General features: G+C 57.5%; 29 protein-coding genes and 1 tRNA gene. 21 read left to right on the top strand and 9 right to left on the bottom strand.

The window, feature by feature from the left end; genetic code table 11:
* The first annotated feature begins 14 nt into the window (after positions 1-14).
* Together GSF67_RS01130 and GSF67_RS01125 are read left to right on the top strand one after the other, a co-directional pair.
* The gene (locus GSF67_RS01130; RefSeq protein WP_006312968.1) at positions 15-452 is read left to right on the top strand and encodes a phage tail tube protein; all 438 of its coding nucleotides are present in this window, start codon (positions 15-17) and stop codon (positions 450-452) included.
* The gene (locus GSF67_RS01125) at positions 449-931 is read left to right on the top strand and encodes a gene transfer agent family protein (RefSeq protein WP_006312967.1); all 483 of its coding nucleotides are present in this window, start codon (positions 449-451) and stop codon (positions 929-931) included. The genes GSF67_RS01130 and GSF67_RS01125 overlap by 4 nt, the downstream gene beginning before the upstream one ends.
* Before the next feature lie 174 nt (positions 932-1,105).
* Here GSF67_RS01125 and GSF67_RS01115 read toward each other — a convergent pair whose 3' ends face one another.
* The gene (locus GSF67_RS01115; protein WP_006312965.1) at positions 1,106-1,372 is read right to left on the bottom strand and encodes a hypothetical protein; all 267 of its coding nucleotides are present in this window, start codon (positions 1,370-1,372) and stop codon (positions 1,106-1,108) included.
* Positions 1,373-1,417: 45 nt separating this feature from the next.
* Here GSF67_RS01115 and GSF67_RS01110 point away from each other — a divergent pair, with 45 nt between their 5' ends.
* From GSF67_RS01110 to GSF67_RS01050, 13 genes are all read left to right on the top strand, one after another.
* On the top strand, positions 1,418-4,150 hold the full coding sequence (locus GSF67_RS01110) for a tape measure protein (RefSeq protein WP_006312964.1): 2,733 nt from the start codon (positions 1,418-1,420) through the stop codon (positions 4,148-4,150).
* Positions 4,150-4,782: a hypothetical protein gene (locus GSF67_RS01105; RefSeq protein ID WP_006312963.1), complete on the top strand. Its 633-nt coding sequence runs from the start codon at positions 4,150-4,152 to the stop codon at positions 4,780-4,782. Before GSF67_RS01110 ends, GSF67_RS01105 begins: the two co-directional genes overlap by 1 nt.
* 16 nt (positions 4,783-4,798) lie before the next feature.
* Positions 4,799-5,425: a hypothetical protein gene (locus GSF67_RS01100; protein WP_006312962.1), complete on the top strand. Its 627-nt coding sequence runs from the start codon at positions 4,799-4,801 to the stop codon at positions 5,423-5,425.
* Complete coding sequence (locus tag GSF67_RS01095; protein ID WP_006312961.1) at positions 5,422-5,850, top strand: hypothetical protein; 429 nt, start codon at positions 5,422-5,424, stop codon at positions 5,848-5,850. The genes GSF67_RS01100 and GSF67_RS01095 overlap by 4 nt, the downstream gene beginning before the upstream one ends.
* Before the next feature lie 18 nt (positions 5,851-5,868).
* Positions 5,869-8,874 (top strand): phage tail protein, encoded by a 3,006-nt coding sequence (locus tag GSF67_RS01090; RefSeq protein WP_006312960.1) that lies wholly within the window; start codon positions 5,869-5,871, stop codon positions 8,872-8,874.
* A gap of 2 nt (positions 8,875-8,876) precedes the next feature.
* Positions 8,877-10,148, top strand: coding sequence for a hypothetical protein (locus GSF67_RS01085; protein WP_006312959.1), 1,272 nt, complete (start codon positions 8,877-8,879; stop codon positions 10,146-10,148).
* Between the two features lie 3 nt (positions 10,149-10,151).
* Positions 10,152-10,580: a hypothetical protein gene (locus GSF67_RS01080; protein ID WP_006312958.1), complete on the top strand. Its 429-nt coding sequence runs from the start codon at positions 10,152-10,154 to the stop codon at positions 10,578-10,580.
* Between the two features lie 52 nt (positions 10,581-10,632).
* Entirely contained in the window at positions 10,633-11,544 is a 912-nt protein-coding gene (locus tag GSF67_RS01075) for a glycoside hydrolase family 19 protein (protein WP_006312957.1), read from the top strand.
* Between the two features lies 1 nt (position 11,545).
* Positions 11,546-11,770 carry a hypothetical protein gene (locus GSF67_RS01070; RefSeq protein ID WP_006312956.1) on the top strand — a complete coding sequence of 75 codons (225 nt, stop codon included), beginning with the start codon at positions 11,546-11,548 and terminating at the stop codon, positions 11,768-11,770.
* 151 nt (positions 11,771-11,921) lie between these two features.
* On the top strand, positions 11,922-12,371 hold the full coding sequence (locus GSF67_RS01065; protein ID WP_006312955.1) for a DUF1515 family protein: 450 nt from the start codon (positions 11,922-11,924) through the stop codon (positions 12,369-12,371).
* Between the two features lie 65 nt (positions 12,372-12,436).
* Positions 12,437-12,835, top strand: coding sequence for a DUF2513 domain-containing protein (locus GSF67_RS01060; protein ID WP_035215312.1), 399 nt, complete (start codon positions 12,437-12,439; stop codon positions 12,833-12,835).
* Positions 12,836-13,086: 251 nt separating this feature from the next.
* Positions 13,087-14,151: a non-homologous end-joining DNA ligase gene (gene ligD, locus GSF67_RS01055; protein WP_006312953.1), complete on the top strand. Its 1,065-nt coding sequence runs from the start codon at positions 13,087-13,089 to the stop codon at positions 14,149-14,151.
* 25 nt (positions 14,152-14,176) lie between these two features.
* Positions 14,177-14,440, top strand: coding sequence for a DUF982 domain-containing protein (locus GSF67_RS01050; RefSeq protein ID WP_006312952.1), 264 nt, complete (start codon positions 14,177-14,179; stop codon positions 14,438-14,440).
* A 223-nt stretch (positions 14,441-14,663) separates the two neighbouring features.
* Here the strand turns inward: GSF67_RS01050 and GSF67_RS01045 are convergent, their stop codons facing one another.
* From GSF67_RS01045 to GSF67_RS01010, 8 genes are all read right to left on the bottom strand, one after another.
* On the bottom strand, positions 14,664-15,077 hold the full coding sequence (locus GSF67_RS01045) for a hypothetical protein (protein WP_006312951.1): 414 nt from the start codon (positions 15,075-15,077) through the stop codon (positions 14,664-14,666).
* Positions 15,078-15,089: 12 nt separating this feature from the next.
* Positions 15,090-15,752 carry an SOS response-associated peptidase gene (locus tag GSF67_RS01040; RefSeq protein WP_035215311.1) on the bottom strand — a complete coding sequence of 221 codons (663 nt, stop codon included), beginning with the start codon at positions 15,750-15,752 and terminating at the stop codon, positions 15,090-15,092.
* Positions 15,753-16,036: 284 nt separating this feature from the next.
* Entirely contained in the window at positions 16,037-16,345 is a 309-nt protein-coding gene (locus GSF67_RS01035; RefSeq protein ID WP_006312948.1) for a hypothetical protein, read from the bottom strand.
* Position 16,346: 1 nt separating this feature from the next.
* Positions 16,347-16,541 (bottom strand): hypothetical protein, encoded by a 195-nt coding sequence (locus GSF67_RS01030; protein ID WP_006312947.1) that lies wholly within the window; start codon positions 16,539-16,541, stop codon positions 16,347-16,349.
* Between the two features lie 74 nt (positions 16,542-16,615).
* Positions 16,616-16,855, bottom strand: a complete 240-nt coding sequence (locus GSF67_RS01025; RefSeq protein ID WP_006312946.1) for a hypothetical protein — start codon at positions 16,853-16,855, stop codon at positions 16,616-16,618.
* Between the two features lie 142 nt (positions 16,856-16,997).
* Positions 16,998-17,144 carry a hypothetical protein gene (locus GSF67_RS01020; RefSeq protein WP_006312945.1) on the bottom strand — a complete coding sequence of 49 codons (147 nt, stop codon included), beginning with the start codon at positions 17,142-17,144 and terminating at the stop codon, positions 16,998-17,000.
* 54 nt (positions 17,145-17,198) lie between these two features.
* Positions 17,199-17,720, bottom strand: coding sequence for a hypothetical protein (locus GSF67_RS01015; RefSeq protein WP_006312944.1), 522 nt, complete (start codon positions 17,718-17,720; stop codon positions 17,199-17,201).
* Positions 17,721-17,982: 262 nt separating this feature from the next.
* Positions 17,983-18,057, bottom strand: a tRNA-Thr gene (locus tag GSF67_RS01010).
* A gap of 197 nt (positions 18,058-18,254) precedes the next feature.
* On the opposite strand from GSF67_RS01010, the gene GSF67_RS01005 reads away from it, so the two are divergent.
* The 6 genes from GSF67_RS01005 to GSF67_RS00980 all read left to right on the top strand — a co-directional run bounded on the left by GSF67_RS01005 (position 18,255) and on the right by GSF67_RS00980 (position 22,829).
* The gene (locus GSF67_RS01005) at positions 18,255-18,479 is read left to right on the top strand and encodes a hypothetical protein (RefSeq protein ID WP_370363054.1); all 225 of its coding nucleotides are present in this window, start codon (positions 18,255-18,257) and stop codon (positions 18,477-18,479) included.
* Between the two features lie 102 nt (positions 18,480-18,581).
* Positions 18,582-19,874 carry a UDP-N-acetylglucosamine 1-carboxyvinyltransferase gene (gene murA, locus GSF67_RS01000; RefSeq protein ID WP_006312942.1) on the top strand — a complete coding sequence of 431 codons (1,293 nt, stop codon included), beginning with the start codon at positions 18,582-18,584 and terminating at the stop codon, positions 19,872-19,874.
* Between the two features lie 114 nt (positions 19,875-19,988).
* Entirely contained in the window at positions 19,989-20,429 is a 441-nt protein-coding gene (locus GSF67_RS00995; RefSeq protein WP_006312941.1) for a DUF2948 family protein, read from the top strand.
* 133 nt (positions 20,430-20,562) lie between these two features.
* On the top strand, positions 20,563-21,861 hold the full coding sequence (gene hisD, locus GSF67_RS00990; RefSeq protein WP_006312940.1) for a histidinol dehydrogenase: 1,299 nt from the start codon (positions 20,563-20,565) through the stop codon (positions 21,859-21,861).
* A gap of 3 nt (positions 21,862-21,864) precedes the next feature.
* Complete coding sequence (locus tag GSF67_RS00985; RefSeq protein WP_006312939.1) at positions 21,865-22,338, top strand: UPF0262 family protein; 474 nt, start codon at positions 21,865-21,867, stop codon at positions 22,336-22,338.
* Positions 22,339-22,340: 2 nt separating this feature from the next.
* A complete protein-coding gene (locus GSF67_RS00980; RefSeq protein WP_035215310.1) occupies positions 22,341-22,829 on the top strand; it encodes a low molecular weight phosphatase family protein in 489 nt (162 codons plus the stop codon).
* Positions 22,830-22,916 lie beyond the last annotated feature (87 nt).

The raw sequence follows: 22,916 nt of genomic DNA, 5'->3' as shown, positions 1-22,916 counted from the left end.
CTTGGAGGCTCGTCATGGCGACGACTAATAAACTGTTGATTCAATTCGGTGACGGCGCGGCGGTGGAAGAATTTGCGCATTCCTGCACCATCAACACGTCACAGGAATTTACAATCGAAGCGACGATGACGGAGTCGACAGACCCGAATTGCGAAAACCCGGATGCGCCGGGCTGGGTGCTGCGCTCTGTCGATACCCTCTCCGCAAATATTAACGGCGCTGGAACAACAGACCCTGTCAGCTATGGCGTTTTGCGTCAGAAGATGCTCTCCGGCGAACCCTTTAATGTACGGGTGCTGGTGGACCTGCCGAAAGCGCAGGGCGGAGGTTGGTATGCCGGCCGCTATGTCATGTCCTCGCTCGGCCTCGCCAAGGAGGGCAAGGGCTATCTGTCCTCGACCGTTGCCCTGCAATCCACTGGCGTGGTTGCGTGGGTTGAGGCCGCTGCATGACGGCGGCTTTCGAGGCTCCGTTTGGCGGGAAGAAACATTCTTTCCGCCTGCTCCTTGAGGGCTTGCAGGAATTGCAGGCCGCCTGCAATGCAGGCCCTGCCACGATCCTTGCGCGCCTCATGTCGGCCCAGCCGCAGGCCGCCAACATCAAGCGACCGAACATGGACGATTACCAGCTCGGCGCGGAAGACCCGGACTTTCTCGCTGACTGGAACACGTATTCTCTCGTGCGCGGTATCGGAGGCGATTGGCGGGTGGAAGATGTCCGTGAGACAATCCGCCTCGGGCTTATTGGTGCGGGCATGTCTCCGACTGACGCCTTCGTCGCTGTGTCCCGCTACGTCGATCAAACGGAAAAATATCCCTTGATTGATAACGTCGGTATCGCGGCTGGCATTCTTCACCACGCGCTTACCGCGCCTGCCGGAGAAAATCCGGGAAAGGCGAAAGCCGGGGAAACGACGACAGCGACCGAATAGTTTTCTCGGATTTATACGGCCTCGGCGCTGTCATGGGCATGCCGCCCTCCGAGGTCAAGAAAATGATGCTGTGGGAATTTGCTGCCTGCGCAAACGGGTATGCGAAAGCCAATGGCGGAGAAGAAGCCGTGGAGGCGCCAAGCTTCGAAGAGCATCTGGATATGGTGCGCCGGCTCAAGCCTCGGTCGTGATGATCTCGCGGCCGATGAAAAGCAGAACAAGGCCGATCAGCGATGCTGTTGCAAGTGCGATCAGTATCGTTGGCGATGGCGCGGCTGTTTCGACGGCTGCCCCCATCTGGCTCAATCGTTGATTAAAGGCCGCATCGCCGGCCGACGTGGCGGCTGGTAAAGCGTAATAGGCCGCCAAAGGCGTCGGCGCGACGAACAGAACAGCGCCGATCTTTCCCAGAGCTGTCAGGCGGTACCTCGAAACCGTCATTTGAAGTTCTCCCCTCGAAATCGCCCGTTGGTAACAGGAATCGCTATGGCCGTCACCCTTGATGAGCTGCGCGCTGTCATGCGCATGGAAATGAACCCGTTCATGAAGGACCTCCAAAAGGTCAATGGGGTGACGGCTAGAACGGCGCGGCTTGTGGAATCGACGTGGCTTTCCACAAATAAGCGGTTGGACAACATCGGCCGCAGTATGGCTCAAAGCCTAGTAGCGCCGTTGCTGGGGATCGGCGCGGCGCTTTCGGTTGATTCCGTAGCAAAGTATGCCGATGCCTGGACGAGTGCAAAGAACAGTCTCTCTGTTGCCGGTGTGACCGGTCAAAAGCAGATTGACGTTCTCGATCAGCTCTACAAGTCGGCGCAAAACAATGCCGCGCCACTCAATGCCATGGCTGATCTGTTTGGCAAGGCGGCGCAAGCAGGGGATAATCTCGGGGCAAGTCAGGCGGATTTGCTCAAGTTCTCAGACGGCGTCGGTGTCGCGTTGCGGGTGGCTGGTTCGTCGGCCTCGCAGGCTTCTGGCGCGCTGACCCAACTCGGCCAGCTCCTCGGGCAGGCGCGTGTTCAAGCTGAAGAATTCAATTCGATCAATGAAGGCGCGCGCCCCATCCTGATGGCGGTTGCGGCTGGGCTCGACGAGGCGGGCGGCTCGGTATCAAAGCTCAAAGAGCTGGTGAATGACGGCAAGGTTTCCGGCCAGCAGTTCTTCCAAGCTTTCTTGAAAGGCCTGCCGTCTATCCAGTCCATGGCCGCAAACGCCACGCAAACCATTGAGCAGGGTGTGACGAAGGTGAATAACGCGTTCACCCGGTTCATTGGCGAGAGTGATGAAAGCCTCGGGGCAAGCCAGAGGCTTGTTGCCGGTCTAAATGCGCTAGCTGACAATTTCGACCAGACGGCCGATGTCGTCTTGAAGGTCGCGGCAGTCATTGCCGGCGCGCTTGTCGGTCGATCCATCGCAGGTATGATTGCAAGCCTTGGCCTCGCCACCTCGGCGGTTATTCGCTTCGTCACGGCCGTGCGGGCTGCTGCGACAATTTCCGGCCTCGCTACCGCTATGGGCGGATTGTCTGTAGCGGCTGGGCCGATTGGCGCGGTCATTGGCGTGACGGCCGTGGGAGCGCTCGCGTTGTTCGCCTCATCTTCTGGTGAGGCGAGCGAAGGCGCTGCCCGCTTCGAAGAGCGCCTGAAGAGAATGGCGGATACGGCCGACGCGGCCGCAACACGAACGCAGGACGCTGGCCAGCGCATCAGCGACAGTTTTGTTAATGGGCTTAACAAAGAAGTCGATGCCGCCACGCTCAGGGTTAATGAGGCCAAAGCGGCCGTTATTGACCTCTTTGATCAATTATTCAGGAACGTAGATAGGGACACGATTTCACCTGACCAACTGGCCCAGCTCGAGTCCTTGAAAAAGCGTCTTGATGAAGGGAGCATCGGCGCGCTTGAGGTCAAAAATGCCCTTCACTCTCTCGCGAATGCTAACCCCAATTTTCAGGCCCTTGCCGACGCATTCGCGCCTCTCCTTGATCGGCTCAATCAGGTTGTTGTGGGGATCAAGGCCGCTCGCGAACAGTTGGCGGTAGCGACAGGCTCGGCGCTTTCAGAACAGCAGGTCGCCGGGTATAAACAGTACGCAGCATCGCGCCAGCAGGGCGAAGAAATGTTGCGGCTCGGCAAAGCTTATGCCGACGAGGCGAAGCGCCAGAACGGATTGAGCAAGGAACAGCTCGCCGTTGAGAAGGAAATTGCCTCGATCCGCAAAGACCTCGCGGAAAAGGGCGGCTTCCTGCCCGACGATCAGATAAAGGCGCTCGCCGCGTCGAACGTCGCCGCGTCGGGTTCCCGCAGCAAGAGCGGAAAATCCACGTACGTCAAGCAAACGTCTGATAGCCGCTTCGATGCGGATATTCAGGCCGTGCGCGACCGGACGGCCGCTTTGATCGAGGAGCAAAAAATCCTCGGCTTGTCTTATCAGGAGCAGGAAAAGCGGCGTATGGCGCTCGACCTCGAACAGACGGCGCTTGCCGATCTGCGCGAGGAAGCGCGCCGCAAGGGCGCTACCGATCTCGAAAATATCCAGCTTTCGAGTCAGCAGCAAACCTTGATCGATCAGGCATCCGAGGCGTATGCCCGTCAGGCTGACGCACTGCGGCAAGTCGAAGAGGCGCAAAATCGTGCACATAATTCCGCGCAGGAATTTTATGACACCGCCAAGTCAGGCTTTGTTGATGTGATTAAGGGAACGCAGAGCTTTAGTGAGGCGCTCTCTAACCTCGCGTCTAAGGTGGCTGACTTGTTCCTGAATAGCGCCTTTGACTCATTATTTGGTGGCGCTCCGAAATCCGGTGGGGGCCTGACATCATTCTTCAAAATGTTGGGTTTTGCGGACGGTGGTTATACAGGTTACGGCGCAAAATACGCTCCGGCCGGCATCGTTCACAAGGGCGAATACGTCTTCGACGCTGACTCAGTGAAGAAGGCGGGCGGCCCGGGCGCTTTGGAGGCGCTTCGGTCCCGATTGAAGGGCTATGCGAATGGTGGCTCCGTTGGTGTCCCGATGCCAACTTTCCCTACGTTAGCGGGTGTCCGGCCTCAACAAAATTCCGAGCCGGCCACCTTCGTAATCGATGTGCGGGGGGCAACTGGCAATTCTGAAATTCAGGAAATGGTTGCTGCCGGCGTTCGTCAGGGCATTTCAGCTTATGACAAACAGATGCCGGATCGCGTCCAGCAGATTAACCGAAATCCAAGGCGGCGCTAATGGTAAGGCCTCTTTCTTATCTGTCGGATCGGTTCCGCTGGCTTCCCTTCAAGTGGGATATCCAGCGGAACGACGAATATTCCGGCACGGGTGACGGCAGGGTGTGGCAGGCGAAACTTGCGCCCGAGCTTTGGCGGGCAACGGTGGGCCATGCGCAGTTGCTGAACACTGTTGCTGAAGAACTGGACGGTGCTATCCGCGCCCTGCGGGGTGCGGAAGTGCCTTTTATGATGGCCTCGCCATTGTTCTGCGCACCTAAGTCCGACCCGACAGGGGCCGGACTGGAAGGAGCGAATGTCACGCTCCTTTCTATCTCGGCCTCCCGTGCGGCGGTCGTGTTGGCAGGGCTTCCAGCCGGTTACAAACTCACGACCGGCGACAAGTTCTCGTTCGCTTATGGCGAGCGTTTTTATTTCGGTGAGATTTCGGAAACGGCCGTGGCCGCCATAGACGGCACCACGTCGCAGATTGCGATATTCCCGAATTTACCAGCCGGTGCGGCCGCTGGTGTGGCTGTGACGTTGATCAAGCCCGCCTGCAAAGTCGTCATCGTGCCCGGCTCCTACAAAGTCGGTGAAATCTCAGGGCGCTTCACGCGGGGCGGCTCTTTCCAGATCATCCAGAAAAAATAGAGGCCATCGAGCCGACATGAAAAACGTATCCGCAGCTTATCAGGCGGCGCTACTTGGCGCGCGCGACGGCTCCCTTGTGCCTGTTACCTTTGTCTGGTTCCGGGCGAAGAATTGGGCAACCGGTCTACCTGAAGAAATTGGTCTCTGGACGTGGGATGAAGATATCAATGTAACCGTTCTTTCGGGAACGACTGGCCTTCCTGTAACGCGCACCTATTACGGCGCGGTCAATCTGGAAGTCAGCGATATTCCCTATGTTTCTGACCTGACGGTGCAGACTGTCACCATCGGCATGAGCCAGATTGCGGATGCTGCCCAGCAGCTCGTGCGCGGTTACGACCTGCGCCTGGCTAAATGCGAAATCCACGAAATGACCTATGACACTCTCACGGGCCAGCTTTCGTCAGCGCCGGAAATCGCCTTCATTGGGGAAGTCGTGGGCGCTCCCATCAACACGCCGTCCATCGGCAACAGCGGCAGTATGGATGTGTCGGTAATCTCGGACGCAATTTCCATGCTCACCCGCACCAACCCCGCCAAATCCTCCCATGAAGGCCAGCGCCGGCGTGATGGCGACGATTGGGGCATCAACTCCAGCACTATCAGCACATGGGGTATTCCATGGGGCAGGAAAACGTCATGACCGGCCTGATACGAAAAGATGATTGGCGCGCGCAGTTTGCGGCCGAGGTTGACCGGATCAAGCGAACGCCTTTCAAGTGGGGCAGCCACGATTGCGGACCCGGACTCGCCGGCAACCTCGTTTATGCCGTTACCGGTGTCGATTGCGCAGCTCAGTTTCGTGGACAGTACAATGACGCACGGGGCGCGGCGCTCACCATGAAGGCGGCGGGCTTCGACAATCTGGCCGATCTCGTTGCCTCCATGCTTCCCGAATACGAGCACCCGTCGCAAGCCCGCATTGCTGATGTTGCGGCGATCAAGGTTGATAGCGTCTTTGGATACGCTCTCGGCGTCATCGACTATGAGCGCGTCTTTGTGTTGACCGAAAACGGGATCGGCACGATTGACCGCGCGGAAATAGCCCGAGCCTTCAAGGTCGGCTAAACCCTTCGGAAAATTCCCATGAAAAAACTGCTGTTGCTTCTGGCGACCGCCTTCTTTGTGATGGGCGGCGATGTGGCTCATGCCGATCTTATTTCGACGGCCATCATTTCCTTTTTCAAGCTTACCGGCCTTGCTGCAACCCTCATCAAAGTGGGTGTTGCGCTGGCGGTTGGCGTCGGGGCTTCGCTTCTTCAGAAGGCTCTCAATAAGCAAGGTGACACCTCCGCTACGTCTGGCGTAGACCTGTCCGTTTCTATGGGCGATGACGTGCCGATGTCGTTTGTCGTCGGCACGGCTCCAACGGGCGGAAAGCGCAAGTACATTGGCACATGGGGCAGCGACGATAAGACGCCGAATGCCTATTTGGTCGATGTCATCGAGCTGGAAAACCTGCCGGCGACCGGGATAGCTGGCCTGTGGGCCGGCGACACCCGTTGCACGATCCTATGGGGTGAGCCTGCCGCTGACGGACGCGGTTTTCCGGTTGCCGAGTTTCGGCGGGATGGCAAAGATTATCTGTGGTTCAAGTTCCGTGACGGATCGCAGACCACTGTTGACGATTATCTTTTCGCCAAGTTTTCGAACCACCCGGAGCGGCAGATTACGGCGAACATGATTGGTCGCGGCTGCGCCCATGCCATCATGACATGCCGTTACAGTGAGACGGTATTCAGAAACGGATTGCCGGATTGGGCTTTTGAAATGGCTCCTCGCCGTTTCTACGATCTGCGCAAAGATTCCACCAATGGCGGTTTCGGCGCTCATCGCTGGAATGACCCGTCCACATGGGAGCCGACCAGCAACAACGTCATTATAGCGTACAACATCATCCGGGGCATCAGCTACAATGGTGAGTGGTTTTATGGTGGCCAGAACATTGCCGCGTTCCGCCTCCCGCCTTCAAACTGGATTGCGGCCGCCAATGAGTGTGACGCCGGCGTATTGCTGGCCGACGGCACCTATGAGCCTGCCTTTCGTTGCGGATATGAAATCACGGTTGATCGCGAACCGCTCGAAGTTATCGAGGAGCTGGGGAAGGCCGCTAATGCTCGCTTTGTCGAGGTAGGCGGCATCTTCAAGGTTCTAGTCGGTGCGCCCGGTGCGGCCGTCTACAGCTTCACCGATGACGATATCATCGTCACGGAAGATCAATCCTTTGATCCGTTCCCCTCGCTGGAGGAAACGTTCAACGGGATCGAGGCGACCTACCCGGAACCGGCCGAAAAGTGGGCCATGAAGGATGCGCCGGCGCGATACGATGCGGCGCTAGAGGCCGCAGACGGTCAACGTCGCCTGCCTGCCAGCGTTGCTATCAAGGCAGCACCTTTTGCAAATCAGGTGCAGCGCATCATGGTTGCGATATTGCAGGACTATCGGCGCTTTCGCACCCACCAGTTCTATCTGCCGCCTGACGCATATGCGCTGGAGCCGAATGACGTTGTGTCCTGGACTTCGGCTAGAAACGGGTACGCGGAAAAGAAATTCCTCGTCACGGCGATTACCGGAAAGCGTACGTTCAACCGGCTTGCGTCGTTCAAGGAAATCGACCCTTCCGATCATGATTGGTCGCCTGCCAAGCAATTGCCGGTGGCGACCGGTTGGATAGGTGAAATCCTACCGCCTGCCCAGCCAATGTATGGTTGGCAGGTTGAGCCGGCCGCGTTCTTCGATGCTGACGGTTCGCCGCGGCGACCGTCCATCCGGATTTCGTGCGCGGCCGGTCAGGAAGGCGTGACCCATGTTTGGGTACAGGTCGCGCTCAAGGCGACTGGCACCATCGTATTCGATAGTGACCAGACACCCTATGATCCGAATGAGGAACCCGCAGACGGTCGCATGTCTTGGGTTTTGAACGGCACATTCCTGCCAAACGAAACCTATCAGGTGCGCGGCCGGTTCATTTCCAGCCTGAATGACAATCAGCAATGGTCAGACTGGCTGGATGTGATCACGTTCAATATCCTGCTTGCCAACAAGGATATCGACGTTGTTGCCGATCTGACGAAGCTTGGCGCTGATGTGAAAAAGCGCTTCAGCGAACTTCAGCAGGAAATGGACGATCTGCTGCAAAGCTATGAGAACGGGCTTACGGCCTTTTCTCTGGCTGGGGCTGTCGGGCAGATCGACCGCGAAGAAATCCGCGCGGAGCTGGGAACAGCACGGGCGGAAATCACCGATGAACGCCGCGTCCGTGTCACGGAAAACGAGGCCATGGCGCAACGGGTCGGGCTGGTCTCGGCGTCCGTGGAAGATGCGAACGCCAAAATCATCACGGAACAGACAGCGCGCGTCAGTGCTGACCAAGCATTGTCCGAAAGCCTTCTCGGCGTTTCGTCCGAGTTGGGCGACCGTTTCGCGCAGGGGCTAGTAAAGTTTCAGGCGGTTGCCGCACCCTCCGGTGTCGATGCCCGCTTCTCGGTTCTCCTGAGAGGTGGTGTCGGGCAGGCGTACAAGGATACCGGCTTTTTCCTTGAGCTTTACACCTTCGCCGGCTTCCAGCGGTCGCGCATGGCGATCAAGGTTGATCAGTTCTCGGTATCGGATGGCAACACCGCCTATTCGGTGTTCGCCATTGAAGGCGGCGTGGTGAAGATCATCAATGCCCTTATCGATATGGCGCAGATCAACAATCTGATCGTTGGAACCAGCAACATCAATCCGGGTGCGATTACAAACATCGAGTACGCGGAGAGCGGGGGCGGCCCCAACACAATCGATCTTTATGTCACCGCCAACCATGGACTTAATTCGCCAAAGATAAAGGTGGAATTCAGAGGGAAAATTCAGGCGGCGGCCGGAAACACCCTTCAGACGTTCGCCTCCCTTAGAGATGATACCGGCGGTGTCGAAATAGATTCCATTCCGATAGTTACCAGTGGCAACTATGGTCAGGTTGTCATGTGGTCGAAGCTATTCACGCCGCCACCGACAAGGATGCAGACCACTTTTCGCGCAAGGTTCGCAGGCGTTCCCAACTCCAATTGGTCAATGCTGGAAGTGGTTGCCTACACATTCAAGAGGTAAAAATGACAGCACCTTATACGGCTGGCACCATTAACTTGGTGTCGGGAAGCGCGGCCGTGGTCGGAACCGATACGGCTTGGCAAATCGGCCTCATCATCGGTGGCACCATCTATGTTGAGTTTGACGGCGGCAATCCTTTGCCGATTGCGACCGTTGACGGCGACACGGAAATCACGGCGGCCCTGAAATGGACTGGCCCGACAGGCACCTATTCCTACGCCATCGTGCGGGATACGGCCTACGGGCAGCAGACGGTCGCCAACGCGCAGGCGCTGGCGACCTATATCCAGCGCCTGAATAATCCGGCGCTGGCGGCAACCGCCGGCGTTACACCGGGGTCCAACAAGCTCCTGTTGTTCACGGGTGCGAACAGCGCAACCGTCATCGATTTGGAAGACATTCTGCAAGGCGTGAAGTTTGACGAGGAAGTGCCGACGCTTGCAGATCGCGCCGCCTATGATGGTGAGGCCGAAGGCTTCCGGGTGTTGGTCGCGGACGTAGGCGATGGCCGCTCGGCTTTCTTCTCGAAGAAGAGCGCGACGGCCGGCGACTGGACCGTGCCATTTTATATTACCGGACCTGTGGGTGGCGCTGGCCCCTACACGGATATCACCATTGGCGATACCACGACGCTTCCGGCTGGATCGGAAGCGGAAGTGACGCTAGTGCCAGTATCGCCCGGCGTGATCCGCCTTGACTTCGGCCTGCCGAAGGGTGCGGACGGTACCGGCGATGTCAACGGGCCAAACGGCGGCGTGGTGGATGGCAGGCCGGTTGCGTGGGATGGTAATACGGGCAAGTTCTTAAAGCCTATCGCCGGCCCACTCGCAGCGTTGCACGCGCTTATCCCTTCGGCGAATACGTTCCCCTACTTTACCGGGGCCGCTGCGGCTGCGCTTGCTGACCTCACACCTTTCGCTCGCAGCCTGCTTGATGACGCTAACGGAGCGGCGGTGTTTTCCACCCTTGGAACTACCCAGTTTCTTGGCGGTGATGGATTTGTAAGGTTGCCCAATGGGCTAATGATCCAGTGGGGTCAACGATCAGCCGGGTCAGGGGTCGCAGACGTTTTGTTTCCTACCGCGTTCCCGAATGCAGCCTACAGGGTCATCGTTGGGACGGACATCGACAACAACACCGGAACCGATGCTTACGTGAACTGGTCAAGCTTGCTTTCGCTTACCGGATTTCGGTTGAACGGACGTTTTATAATTAGCGGCGGCACGGTCGGGCCGGGCGGAGTTGTTGCAAATTTCATCGCCATAGGAAGGTGAAAGATGACAAAAGCTGTCTTCAACGCTGATGGTATTCCTCTCGGTTTTTACAATGAGGAAATACACGGAGAGAATATTCCCGCTGACGCCGTCGAGATAACGAACGAGCAATGGCTTGACCTGCTGGCCGGCTGTGGACGTCGCGCATGGAGGGATGGCGAAATAGTGGACGTTGAGCCGCCTGTGACAGAGGTTCCTGAATCTGTCACAGTCGTTTATGGCGTCGATCTTTGGTCGCGCATGACCGAGGCCGAGGCCGATCAAGTCGGCGGGGCTATGGCTGAACAGTCTTTCCGGGTCCGCAAAATCTTCGAAACCGCCAACTCATACCGCAGCGACCACGAACTGTGGCCGCTCTTGGTACAGCTCGCCACCACGCTCTTTGGTGAAGAAAGGGCGGCGCAAATCCTTGCGCCCTCCTCCCAGCAGTAAACCCGGCGCGGTTTAGCGCCACCCTCCCCTAAAAAATCAGGAGATATCCTCAATGGATATGACAACGTTCTTCGCATATGCGAGGCGCGCGCCTTTTGGTGGCCGCCTTTCGCAGGGCCAGATTGACGGCATGAATGCGCTTTTCCGGTGCTGGGCCTCGCACAAGATCGCCGGCGCTGACAATAAGCGGCTCCTTGCCTACATCCTGGCATCGGTGTTTCACGAAACGGGCGGCCGCATGTTGCCGGTGCGCGAAACTCTCGCATCAACCGACGCCGGTGCAATTGCTGCGCTGGAAAAGGCTTGGAAGGCCGGAAAGCTGGGGCAGGTAAAAACCCCTTACTGGCGCAAGGATAAGGACGGCAAGAGCTGGTTCGGCCGTGGCGATATCCAGCTCACGCACAGAGTCAACTATGATGCGCTTGGCAAGCGGATCGGCGCTGATCTGGTCGGAAATCCCTCCCTTGCGCTCGATATCGATATCAGCGCCGAGATTGCCATCGTCGGCATGCTGGAAGGTCTGTTTACCGGCCGGAAGCTCACCGAGTTTTTCAACCTCAAGAAGGATGATCCTATCGGCGCTCGGGCGGTCGTAAACGGGACCGACAAGGCAAAGCTGATCGCCGGCTATTACAAGTCCTTCCTTGATGCGTTGGAAGCGGCCACCCTCGCCAAGTATCAGGGCCAGCCGGCCGATGTTGCCGCGCTGGATGCCCAGCCGGACAACGTGCCGGCCGCGCACAGCAAATCCCTCTGGACGATCATCGGCAGCTTCTTCGGCGCTTTCGGCCTTGGCGCGATGGGTGACGCGAAAGGCTTCGTCGATAGCGGCGCAACTCTGTTCAGTGCGATCTCCAATCCGTGGTCGTTCGGCAGTCTGGTTTTCATCATCGTGGCGGCCGGCGTGCTGTTCTGGCTGATCGGTTCCGGCCGCATCACGATCAACCGGACGAAGGCGACCTGACATGCTGGAAGCTTTTAACCGGTGGCTGGCGGTTGCCGGCGTGGCGCTCACATTCGTTGTGAGCGCTTTTCTTTATGGCCGTTCGACCGGCAAGGCAGATGCCTCGGCCGAGCAGCTCAAGCGCAACGCCAAAGCCGCCGCAAAGGCGCGAGGGATCGAAGATGACGTTCGCAAGACTGGCGATGCTGACGTTAAGCAGCGGCTTGATCGCTGGATGCGTGACTAGCGGCAATTACTGCGATGTTGCCCGCGCTATCAGGCCGTCAACACAAGATGCCCTGACGCCGGAAACAGAGCGACAAATCCTCACTGAAAACGAAAAGCTTCAATCGCTGTGCGGCGTGAAGCCTAAATAACGGGTGGAAGGGTACGGGGCTATGGCACCACCTGATAATTTCGATCCCTATTTGCATGAGCAAATGGGGCGGCTGCTGGCTGGCATGGAAGCGGTGAACAAATCCATCGAACGACTTGAGGAAGGAGCGCGGCGCTCCGAAGACAAGGCGACCGATAGCCGTGCCGTGGTGCATCGGCGGATGGATGAGCTGGTTAACCGCGTGGCGGGTGTCGAGCAGGTTGTGGCAGTCGTGAAAGAGGATGTTTCCGAAATGAAGCCGGTCACAGAAGACGTGCGCCATCTCGAAGAGGATGCGGAAAAACTTAAGGCCGCCGTCAAGGACATGAAGCCCGTCACCGACGATATAAAGCGCTGGAGGCTAATGGGGATCGGTGGACTGACTGTGATCGGGATAGGCGGCATGGCGCTCGGAGTGTCCTTTGCGGACGCGATGAAGCGCATTGCATCAGTGCTCATCGGTCGGCTTTAAGGAGGGTTGTTTCCTCATTTTACCGCGGTACGATATGTCGTCGGCGTTTAACAGGATGCATGTTTATGAAGCGAGATATGGGGCTCATCCGTGAGTTAATGTTGAAACTGGAATCACTGGATTTTCCCCTCAATGCGGTTTTATCGTTGTCTGGTGATGATAAAGAAGTGGCCATAGATGGTTTCTCTGCGGACCAAATTTCCTATCATTTGATCCAAATTCGCGAAGCGGGTTTTCTTCAGGACACGAAGCACGGGGGGATGCGCGGCGGTATCAGTTTCAAGGGCTTCTCTTGGGAGGGGCATGACTTTTTGGATAGCATTCGAGACCCTGACGTGTGGGAAAAAACCCAGACCACAATGAAAAAGGCTGGTGGGTTTACTTTCGATCTCGTGAAAGCGATGGCCAAAGGATTTCTGAAAAAGAAGATTGAGCAGCTCACCGACGTTGAAATTGATATCTAGCCTCCATGGCCATCTAACAAAGCCGCCCGATCATGCCGGGCGGCTTTTTGCGTTTCTGGCGCTGGCGTCGGGAAGGAAATTCTAATTTTGCGCTCCGATCGCGCGCTCGAGCGGATCCGCGGCAGCAATAAAATTACAAGATTGCGAACGAATGTTTCACGCTGGAGCGTCGGCCGCCGGCGTTGGCTGAAATGGCTTTCCCCGCGCCTACTGACAAATCTTTGTAAAGGTTTCGGGTGCAGGCTATCGCTATGACGAAGCCCCCTCGCCCACGCAATAAGCCGCTGCTGCGCGACGATGGCAAGCCCATCCAGTCGCGCCCGATCCGCAAGCGAAATAAAGCCCAGCCGGCATTGCCGCTGGAGCCAATGCCGGCGCGTGTCGAACCGGCCCTTGCGCTGCTGAAGCAAAAGCCACCTTCAGGCGACAAGTGGGGCTGGGAAATCAAATGGGATGGCTATCGGCTCGCGGTCCATGCCGACGCGAACGGCGTCCGGATACTTACGCGCGGCGGCTATGATTGGGCCGCGAGGTTTCCGGCCATCGAGCAAGCGGCGCGCGATCTCGGGCCGGCGTCTTTCATCATCGACGGCGAAGCGGTCGTCCTGGACGAGCAAGGGCGCTCGGATTTCAATGCGCTACAGAACAGCTTGGGTGCTGATGGCGCGCGTAGCGGCAAGAAGACGGCCGGCAACGCCGTGCTGTATGCCTTCGACCTTCTTTACCTTGACGGCCGCGATCTGCGCGAGCTGCCTTATAGAAGCCGCCGCCATTTGCTCGAAGAAATGCTGGCGGGCTTTGAGGGCGCAATTCGGATTTCGGAAGAGGTTGAAACCGACGATCCGGGCTTGATGTTGGAACATGCCTGCCGCCTCGGGCTTGAAGGCATCATAGGCAAGGATCGAAACAGCCCTTACCGGAGCGGAAGAACTGGCGACTGGATCAAAGTAAAATGCGTTCAGTCCGAACCGTTCATGATCGTTGGCTATGAACCCTCCATGTCAGCCAGCGGCGGTTTTGGATCGCTCTTGCTGGCGGCCTATGAGGGTGACGAGTTGCTCTATGTTGGAAGCGTCGGCATGGGCTTTAAGGAGCGCGCCGCAAACGAGCTGCGCCGGATGTTGGATAAACTGCCATGGCGGAAGAAAAAGCCTCCCGTGGCCTATGTCGGCCGACGCGAGGTCGTTTGGGTGCAACCAACGCTCATAGCGGAGATTGAGTTTCGGCAGATGACGCCGGATCGCAAGCTACGCCATGCAGCTTACAAAGGGCTTAGGGAACGGCAGGATAACGCGGACGTGTACCGGTTTGATTAAACGGCTTTTAGTGTAAGCTCTCCCTATGAGCGAATTAAGGATAGAGCCGGTTACAATCAATTGGGGTGACTTCGAAACCCTTGAAACGGTCGCGGACTTGGCCCGGTGCCTTCTCGATAAATGGCCGGCTGGCACCGATGGGCAAGCTTACGTAACAGCCCTCATGGTCTGTTCGGCTGTGCTTGAAAATGGCTTGGATGATCGGCCTGAAGATGCTCGCGCGGCCTTTATCGATGCTGCCCGCGAAGCGCTCCTTTCGGTCTCCCCAGACGACGGGCTTGAATGTTGAAATCAGACACGGTGAGTCCAACTGGGTGCATCGCCGGCAGGTAATTAGTTGCCTTCGCGGCTGGGATGGAACATGTATCTTTGAGGGTAATGTTCCCAGCAATGCCAAGACGACTTCTCGGCCTTGCTCGGGGTGTACCCGAAGCCTCCCCACTTTCGACAGTCCGGATGTTCGCACCAGTGGTTCTCATGGACGCCGTCGCCGGCTTTGTCGGTCTGGTCGCTCACAGATACTCTTCTCCAATGATCTCGATTGGGCCGCGTGATGTCTCAATCAAAGGCCAGCGGACTTTCCTTCTCCATTCCCTCAACGCATCATCTGGTGAAGTGCAAAAAACCCACTCGATAAAAGCATCGGAAATGTTGGGGTGGTCATAGAGAACGGCGGCGATACCCTTTCTCTCGCTGAACAGGATTTCGAGCCGCGCGCCCGTAGGGATGTCGTCATCGTCAGCATAAAGCTCGCTTGCGAAATAACCGGAATAGGCGGTCAGGTCAGATTCGCGGTCAACCTCGGCCAGCAGACGCGTATCAAGGTCTTCGTGGCTGACCTTTTGCGCTCCGATAAAATCGCCATCTTCCAGCACTGCTTTGGGATAGACCCCGTGATTTTCGAGAATGTAAGGGCGAATATGCATCTTCCTTCTCCTCTATCCGAATAGATCGGCCGGCTTCCTCTCGTCTTCGACAGGCAACAGCACGAGGCCGCCATCAGGTAACGGACGTTGAAGCGCTTTTGCTTCCTCCCATGGCGCTGTTAGCCAAAGTTCCACTTCATCCTTGTTCGTCAAAATGACCGGCATTGCCTTTGGGTGGATTGGCTTCACGACGCTGTTGGGGTCCGTCGTCAGGAAACCGAAAAGCTGGTGGTCGCCTTCGCGCGGGTTCTTCATCGAACCGCGCACCCCGTGCCAGTCTGTCCAGATGCCTGCAAAAAATGCGAGGGGTGTTTCTTCGTTGATCGCAAACCATCGTTTCGTTTTCCGTGGCTTGGTATCTTCCCATTCACAAAACGTGGTCCATGGAACCACGCAACGGCTCTCGGGTCGCAGCCATCGTCGCCAGTGCGGTGATGTGATGTTGCGGATGTTGGTCACGCCTGTGTCGGGCTTGCCTTGCGTGACGAACTGCGGCGAGGGCATGCCCCACGTCAGTCCGACCAACTCCCGACCGCTTTCACCATTGCGCACTACTGGCGCCGGCCGGTCTGGATAGACCTCAACGTCTGGCTCCAGGTTAAGCCGCTCCTGCATGATGCCCGCGATGTCGCGAATGGATTCCTGATTGGTTTTCACGCGGTACAGATTACACATGTGTTCCTCCTCAAGGCGAAACGCCAACACTTCCTTCCTGCGCTCAATCTCAATATCACGTAGTTTCGCTGCCGGTGAATCTCTAGGAGAATGGTCGGGGCTTAAATTCGCCTGTCCCAAGTTGTGGCAATAATCGCACCTCCAGCGTCTGTTGATGTAGCTTTGCTTGGGTGGCATCGTCTCCAAGTCGACCCTCACCACTCGCTCGCACGGGGTGCAGTAGACAGTCACGTTGTAGCAATTCACCCACAAATAACCGTAAGTACCCGGTGTTGGTTCAAAGCTCACGGCCAATCTCTTTTCGCTCTCGCCAAGACGAAGCTGTTTTTCTCGCGATTCTGGCAGCCGAGACATCGCAGCAGCGGCTCCATAGAAATGATCGGCCTGAGCTTTCCATGCTTGCGTTGTATCGCCCATCTATCCAACATGCCCACACGCTTGCAGCGCCAGCATTGAGCGCCGAGGACGTACCATTGCGGCAGATCGGCCAAAGTGGCGGAGTGGTCACGCTGGGGTACGAAGATGCCCGTGGGCTTTGGCGGCAGATTGTCGTTGCTGCCGCCGGTAAGGTCGATACCGCGACGATGGCGCATGTCATTTCCGATCCGCCTCCGGCTTCCACCCCCTCGTAAACCCCTTGCCCATCGCCGCGGTCGCCAGCGCAAGCTGCAGTCTCAGGTGCTGGATATCTTCCATCAATGTTTCTATGGCCGCGCGGCTGTCGCCGTCATGCCATGCAATGATGTGGTCAACCGGATCGGCTTCCGGCTCTCTCGGTAGTGGGCGCACCTTCTCATTCTCCTTTTTCAGAGTTTCAACAATCTTCCCCTGTTTTGAAAGGCGCGCGCCCCCGCGCCGGTAAATCAGTCTGGCATCAAGTCGGCAATTTGCCCGTGCTGCACCAGCAGACGCGGGTTTGCCATGGTGCCGCTTTCCTCGTCTACGGTGACGGCGTAAGCCGCAACGCCGACGTGACGCGGCGCCATCGCACTCGCGATTTTCTCAGCGGATGCTTGATTGGAAGCCTGCCGCATTTCTCCCGGAACGACACCGCCACGGCTGTTTTTGAACTGCACGACAATGATTTTCTCAGCGTCTGACATGGCTCTTGATCTCTCGTTTGTTCTATAAATGTTCTCATTTTGGGAGAGAGTCAAGAGTGACGGTTGGGGAGGTGTGGAAATAGAAAAGGCCGCCCGGTGTGTCCACCGGACGGCCTTTTAAGCAACTATTGAGTTGTTGGCCTCAAGCCGCGAGCTTGATGTCCTCGCGAATATCTCGTCGGGAGTTGGACATAAACATGCTCGTTTTCTTGAGGTTTTCGATACCAACCTCACTGACGGCTCTGACGACTGCATACTCTATCGCTTGATAGATGGCCTTTTTGTCCATGATAGCTCTCCGGTTAACTCCAACAAAACGCGCAGAAATTTGTAAACGTTCCGTTTATTTTCTTGACATATATAGCCATTGTCCACGGGTTTCAACCGACTCGAACAACGCATGGCCCTTAAGGTTCCGCTCAACAGCGGTAAAAAACTTCGCATCCTCGGGACTTTGCAGATGCAATTTCAGGTGCCGGCTTGAAAATTCGCCGCCTGACATTCCAAGTTCGAGTACGCCAAATAGCAGCTCCACAAGCGCGCGGCTATACAGATGAAGGTATTCATCCGTAAGGTCGTAATCGGGTGAAAATGTGATGAAACGTGTGCGTAGCACTGGGCCGACGTACTTTGGAATTGGAGCGCAATTCACCTGACACATGACAACGTGGCTATCGTCGTCCTTGAGCGCAAACACTCCCGCTTTCGCGTGTGTTTGCTTTACGATATTCTCGACTGCGCTAAATGTCAGGCCAGCATAGGACTCAAAGTCCTCTTCCAGTTGCTCGCACTGCGCACGCCAATCGGCTTCGAACGCGTCCCAAGAACCATCGTCTGCGGACAGCCTAATAAAACTGTATGCCACTAATTTCCCCTCTGCCTACGCGAATTCATATACACTAATTAAACTTGCGCAAGAGTTGCGTGATGGAGGTTTCACAATTTTATTGAAGGGAAAGGCTAGAGCAAAAATTCAGTTTGGAGAGAACGCATAAAGAACAGGTTGCACGGATTTTGCACGGATTTTTGCGCGCATTCACGACATGTTCCGTTGTTTCACGGCACCTTGAGCGGTAACAAAAACCGCAAATTCCTGACCTAAAAGCTTGTTATTTTTGGGGTAATAATGGTGCTGCTAGAGAGATTTGAACTCTCGGCCTCTCCCTTACCAAGGGAGTGCTCTACCCCTGAGCTATAGCAGCATCCGGTGCCGAAGCGTCTGCTTCAGCATCAAGCGTGGCGGCCTATTGCCATAGGTTTTTGACGAGCGCAAGTCGCAAAACGATATTCTTCATCCAGTGGGGCAAAAAAGCGTGCCCCCTGTTGAAAAACGCATTTTTCAGATATTGCTGAATCTATGAACGAACAACATGACAAACAGGCGAAGGCGGCGGTTTCCGTGGACATTTCGAAGGAACCGTCGGCCGTAGTGGCAAACGGCAACACGCAGGCCGGCCCCGGTGAAAAGGCGCGCCAGCGTGAGGCGGAGCGCAAGGCGCGGGCGGCGAAGAAGCTTCGTGAAAATCTTCTGAAGCGCAAACAGCAGGTTCGGGCACGCCGCGCAGGTGAAGAAGACCAGACGATTGGCCTGCCTGCCGCAAAAACGGACGAATCATCCTCATAGACAATTCACCAGCATAAAATTGAAACGCCGCGGAAATTCGTCTAAGGACGCGTCTTTCCGCAAGGCATGATAAGAAAGGCGGGCACAGGCCCGTAGGGACGCATGGATCGCATCAGAATTACGGGTGGCAACAAGCTCAACGGCGTCATCCCCATCTCCGGCGCCAAAAACGCCGCCTTGCCGTTGATGATCGCTTCGCTTCTGACCAGCGACACGCTGACGCTCGAAAACGTCCCGCATTTGGCTGACGTGGAGCAGCTCATCCGCATTCTCGGCAATCATGGCGTCGATATTTCCGTCAATGGTCGTCGCGAAAGCCAGGGCGAGGCCTATTCCCGCACCGTACATTTCACCTGCCGTACCATTGTTGACACGACAGCCCCTTACGAGCTGGTCTCCAAGATGCGCGCGAGCTTCTGGGTCATCGGCCCGCTTCTGGCGCGTGAGGGCCGCGCCCGCGTTTCCCTGCCCGGCGGCTGCGCCATCGGCACGCGCCCGGTCGACCTGTTCATCGAGGGCCTGCAGGCGCTTGGTGCGACGATGGAGATCGATGGCGGCTACATCAATGCCAGCGCCCCCAAGGGTGGCCTCATCGGCGCTGTCTACACCTTCCCGAAAGTGTCCGTCGGCGCGACGCATGTGATGCTGATGGCCGCCAGCCTTGCCCGCGGCACCACCGTCATCCACAACGCTGCCCGCGAGCCGGAAGTGGTCGATCTCGCGCACTGCCTGATCGCCATGGGCGCCAAGATCGAAGGCGCCGGCACCTCCACCATCACCATTGAGGGCGTCACTTCGCTCTCCGGCGCGCGCCACCGGGTTCTGCCCGATCGTATCGAAACGGGCACCTATGCCATGGCGGTCGCCATGGCCGGCGGTGACGTGGTGCTGGAAGGCACGCGCGCATCGCTGCTCGACAATGCGCTCGACACGCTGCGGCTGGCAGGCGTCACGATCAGTGACACCGATACAGGACTGCGCGTCGTGCGCAACGGCAACGGCATTCAACCGGTCGATATCGTCACCGAGCCCTTCCCCGGCTTCCCGACCGATCTGCAGGCGCAGTTCATGGCGCTGATGACGCGTTCGCAGGGCGTCTCGCATATCACCGAGACCATCTTCGAAAACCGCTTCATGCATGTGCAGGAACTGGCCCGTCTCGGCGCGAAGATTTCGCTCTCCGGCCAGATGGCCCGCATCGAAGGCGTTTCCCGCCTCAAGGGTGCGCCCGTCATGGCGACCGATCTGCGCGCCTCGGTGTCGCTGGTCATTGCGGGCCTTGTGGCAGAAGGCGAGACCATGGTTTCGCGCGTCTATCACCTCGACCGCGGTTTCGAACGTCTCGAAGAAAAGCTTACCCGTTGCGGCGCGCTGGTCGAACGCGTCAGCGATTGATACCTTCATTGCCGCTCTTCGATTTTCCACCCGTTGCACAGCGGGCCGCGACTGCTTATTTCCAGTACAAGAAATAGACATTGCGGCCCGTGTCCGCGGAAAAGGAAGAAAACGATGAGCGGCCTGAAATTGCTGGCGCTGGATACCGAAGATCTCTCGATCATCTCGACACACATGCAGGACAGCGTCTTCAAGCTCAAGGATGTTGCCTTCGAACCGAGGCAGGGGCAGTTTACCCTTTCCGCCAACCGTTTCGTTTGGGAAAGCGCCAGCAAAAAGAATTTGCCCCCCGAGCGCTGCCGCAGCGTGATTTTCCTGAAGCGTGTGTCTGCCGTCCGTTCGCAGTCCATCAACTTGGCCGACAGAGAGCAGGTGCTTTCGCTTCTGGCGATACGCTTTACCCCTGTTGGTGAAGGGCCGGATGGTGTCGTTGAACTGGCGCTTTCGGGCGGTGGTACCATCGCGCTTGACGTCGAATGCATCGAAGCGCAGCTGACCGATGTGAGCGGCGCCTGGGAAACCGCCGCCAAACCGCATCATCCCGACAGCGAATAAACGTTGCGTGCCCTCGCAACGGTTGCCTTTCCTTGCCGTTTCGATTTATGCCACATACCAGAACCGCGATTATTGCGCGGCAAGTTCGTGCACCTCGCGGGATCGCCCGCGGGGACAATGAAAGGGTAATGGCGTGGCAATCTGGCTGGAGCGGGCATCGGCTGATTTCGAACAGAAATTCGCTGCCTTCCTGACAACCAAGAGAGAAGTTTCCGAAGACGTCAACGCGACGGTTCGCGACATCATCAACGATGTCCGTCATCGCGGCGATGCGGCCCTTGCCCATTATTCCCAGAAATTCGACGGCATTGATTTTACCAGGGTTTCGATGCGCGTGACGGCGGATGAAATCGACGCCGCGTTCTCGACGGTCGACAGGAACGTCATCGAGGCGCTTGAACTCGCAGCCCGGCGTATCGAAAAACACCATGCGCGGCAGATGCCGAAGGATGACATCTACGAGGACGATATCGGCGTGGGCCTCGGCTCGCGCTGGACCGCCATCGAGGCCGTGGGGCTTTATGTGCCCGGCGGCACGGCGAGCTATCCGAGCTCGGTGCTGATGAATGCCGTACCGGCAAAGGTCGCCGGCGTGGAGCGTATCGTCATGGTCGTGCCGGCCAATGGCGGTGCGGTCAATCCCGCGGTACTCGCTGCGGCACGTATTGCAGGCGTCGAGGAAATCTACCGTATCGGTGGCGCACAGGCTGTCGCCGCACTTGCCTACGGCACGGAGACCATTGCACCGGTCGCCAAGATCGTCGGCCCCGGCAATGCCTATGTGGCGGCCGCCAAGCGGCAGGTCTTCGGCACTGTCGGTATCGACATGATCGCCGGACCTTCCGAAGTGCTTGTTATTGCCGACAAGGACAATGATCCCGACTGGCTGGCCGCCGATCTTCTGGCGCAGGCGGAGCATGATCGCGGTGCCCAATCCATTCTCATCACCGATAATGCCGACCTCGGCAAGGCGGTGGAGGCAGCCGTCGAGCGGCAGCTGAAGCTTCTTTCGCGTTCCGAGACGGCGGCGGCCAGCTGGGCCGATTTCGGCGCGATCATTCTGGTCGAAAAACTCACCGACGCCATTCCGCTCGCCAACCGCATTGCCGCCGAGCATCTGGAGCTTGCCGTCGATGACCCGGATGCCTTGATGGCCCACATCCGCAATGCCGGGGCGATTTTCGTCGGGCGTCATACCCCTGAGGTGATCGGCGATTATGTCGGCGGTTCCAACCACGTTCTGCCGACGGCACGCTCGGCTCGCTTCTCCTCCGGCCTTTCGGTGCTGGATTTCGTCAAGCGCACGTCGATCCTGCGGCTCGGGCCCGAGCAGTTGCGCCAGCTTGCGCCGGCGGCGATCACCCTTGCCCACTCGGAGGGGCTGGACGCGCATGCGCGCTCGGTCTCCATTCGCCTCAATCCGGAAAGTTAAGCGATGGCTTCAGGCGATTTCCGGCTCTGCGACGTGGTACTGGACGACAGCATCGGCCGGTCCACGCCTGATGTGGAGCATGAACGCGCCGTCGCCATTTTCGACCTGATCGAAGAAAACACCTTCGAGCCTGCCGGGCATGACGGCGGGCCGTACCGGCTGCACATATCGCTCGTCGATGCCAAGCTGGTCTTCGCGATCAAGACCGAGGACGACAAGGATGTCTCCACCCACATCCTCTCGCTGACGCCGTTCCGCCGCATCATCAAGGATTATTTCCTGATCTGCGAGAGCTATTACGAGGCAATCCGCTCCTCGACGCCAAGCCAGATCGAGGCGATCGACATGGGCCGGCGGGGTATCCACAATGATGGTTCGCAGACCCTGATGGACCGGCTATCGGGTAAGATCAAGGTGGATTTCGATACGGCGCGCCGCCTCTTCACCCTTGTCTGTGTGCTTTATTGGCGGGGTTAGAGATGAGCGATCCTGCCGCAGCGCCAAACGAGGGACGAGCACCGAAATCGGTCCTCTTTATGTGCGGTATGAATTCCATCCGCTCCCCCATGGCGGAGGTCATCGCCAAACGGCTGGTGACACCAGGCATCTACATACAGTCGGCCGGCGTGCGGGCGGGCGAACGCGATCCCTTCGTGGATGCGGTGCTGGAAGAGCAGGGTTTTTCGCTCGGCAAACACAAACCGCGCACCCTCGATGAGATTGAGGATGATTTTTTCGATCTGATCATTACATTAACACCCGAAGCCCATCACGCCGCACTGGAGCTGACGCGCTCGAATTCTCTCGATGTGGTCTATTGGCCAACGATGGATCCGACGGTCATTACAGGTACGCGGGAGCAGATACTCGACGCCTATCGCGAGGTGCGGGATCATCTTGCAAAACTGATTGCCGAACGCCTGCCAAAGCGGCAGCAGCCGGTGGCGGATACGCTTTCAAAAGACTGAAAACTGCCCTTACATCGGGAAAATCGGTACTGATTTTTAAGCCGATGCTTTAGAGGTTCACAAATGTGCCGGGATTGTGTAGTTTCC

The sequence above is a fragment of the Agrobacterium sp. CGMCC 11546 genome (genome assembly GCF_013365515.1).
Lineage (GTDB): Bacteria > Pseudomonadota > Alphaproteobacteria > Rhizobiales > Rhizobiaceae > Agrobacterium > Agrobacterium fabrum.
The sequence above is the reverse complement of the archived record's forward strand: the minus strand, read 5'-3'. Positions and strand labels throughout refer to the sequence as shown.

Excerpts from the sequence above, each read along its gene's own strand:
- GSF67_RS01130 (WP_006312968.1), top strand. The coding sequence starts at position 15 with ATGGCGACGACTAATAAACTGTTGATTCAATTCGGTGACGGCGCGGCG.
- GSF67_RS01125 (WP_006312967.1), top strand. The coding sequence starts at position 449 with ATGACGGCGGCTTTCGAGGCTCCGTTTGGCGGGAAGAAACATTCTTTC.
- GSF67_RS01115 (WP_006312965.1), bottom strand. The coding sequence starts at position 1,372 with ATGACGGTTTCGAGGTACCGCCTGACAGCTCTGGGAAAGATCGGCGCT.
- GSF67_RS01110 (WP_006312964.1), top strand. The coding sequence starts at position 1,418 with ATGGCCGTCACCCTTGATGAGCTGCGCGCTGTCATGCGCATGGAAATG.
- GSF67_RS01105 (WP_006312963.1), top strand. The coding sequence starts at position 4,150 with ATGGTAAGGCCTCTTTCTTATCTGTCGGATCGGTTCCGCTGGCTTCCC.
- GSF67_RS01100 (WP_006312962.1), top strand. The coding sequence starts at position 4,799 with ATGAAAAACGTATCCGCAGCTTATCAGGCGGCGCTACTTGGCGCGCGC.
- GSF67_RS01095 (WP_006312961.1), top strand. The coding sequence starts at position 5,422 with ATGACCGGCCTGATACGAAAAGATGATTGGCGCGCGCAGTTTGCGGCC.
- GSF67_RS01090 (WP_006312960.1), top strand. The coding sequence starts at position 5,869 with ATGAAAAAACTGCTGTTGCTTCTGGCGACCGCCTTCTTTGTGATGGGC.
- GSF67_RS01085 (WP_006312959.1), top strand. The coding sequence starts at position 8,877 with ATGACAGCACCTTATACGGCTGGCACCATTAACTTGGTGTCGGGAAGC.
- GSF67_RS01080 (WP_006312958.1), top strand. The coding sequence starts at position 10,152 with ATGACAAAAGCTGTCTTCAACGCTGATGGTATTCCTCTCGGTTTTTAC.
- GSF67_RS01075 (WP_006312957.1), top strand. The coding sequence starts at position 10,633 with ATGGATATGACAACGTTCTTCGCATATGCGAGGCGCGCGCCTTTTGGT.
- GSF67_RS01070 (WP_006312956.1), top strand. The coding sequence starts at position 11,546 with ATGCTGGAAGCTTTTAACCGGTGGCTGGCGGTTGCCGGCGTGGCGCTC.
- GSF67_RS01065 (WP_006312955.1), top strand. The coding sequence starts at position 11,922 with ATGGCACCACCTGATAATTTCGATCCCTATTTGCATGAGCAAATGGGG.
- GSF67_RS01060 (WP_035215312.1), top strand. The coding sequence starts at position 12,437 with ATGAAGCGAGATATGGGGCTCATCCGTGAGTTAATGTTGAAACTGGAA.
- ligD (WP_006312953.1), top strand. The coding sequence starts at position 13,087 with ATGACGAAGCCCCCTCGCCCACGCAATAAGCCGCTGCTGCGCGACGAT.
- GSF67_RS01050 (WP_006312952.1), top strand. The coding sequence starts at position 14,177 with ATGAGCGAATTAAGGATAGAGCCGGTTACAATCAATTGGGGTGACTTC.
- GSF67_RS01045 (WP_006312951.1), bottom strand. The coding sequence starts at position 15,077 with ATGCATATTCGCCCTTACATTCTCGAAAATCACGGGGTCTATCCCAAA.
- GSF67_RS01040 (WP_035215311.1), bottom strand. The coding sequence starts at position 15,752 with ATGTGTAATCTGTACCGCGTGAAAACCAATCAGGAATCCATTCGCGAC.
- GSF67_RS01035 (WP_006312948.1), bottom strand. The coding sequence starts at position 16,345 with ATGCGCCATCGTCGCGGTATCGACCTTACCGGCGGCAGCAACGACAAT.
- GSF67_RS01025 (WP_006312946.1), bottom strand. The coding sequence starts at position 16,855 with ATGTCAGACGCTGAGAAAATCATTGTCGTGCAGTTCAAAAACAGCCGT.
- GSF67_RS01020 (WP_006312945.1), bottom strand. The coding sequence starts at position 17,144 with ATGGACAAAAAGGCCATCTATCAAGCGATAGAGTATGCAGTCGTCAGA.
- murA (WP_006312942.1), top strand. The coding sequence starts at position 18,582 with ATGGATCGCATCAGAATTACGGGTGGCAACAAGCTCAACGGCGTCATC.
- GSF67_RS00995 (WP_006312941.1), top strand. The coding sequence starts at position 19,989 with ATGAGCGGCCTGAAATTGCTGGCGCTGGATACCGAAGATCTCTCGATC.
- GSF67_RS00985 (WP_006312939.1), top strand. The coding sequence starts at position 21,865 with ATGGCTTCAGGCGATTTCCGGCTCTGCGACGTGGTACTGGACGACAGC.
- GSF67_RS00980 (WP_035215310.1), top strand. The coding sequence starts at position 22,341 with ATGAGCGATCCTGCCGCAGCGCCAAACGAGGGACGAGCACCGAAATCG.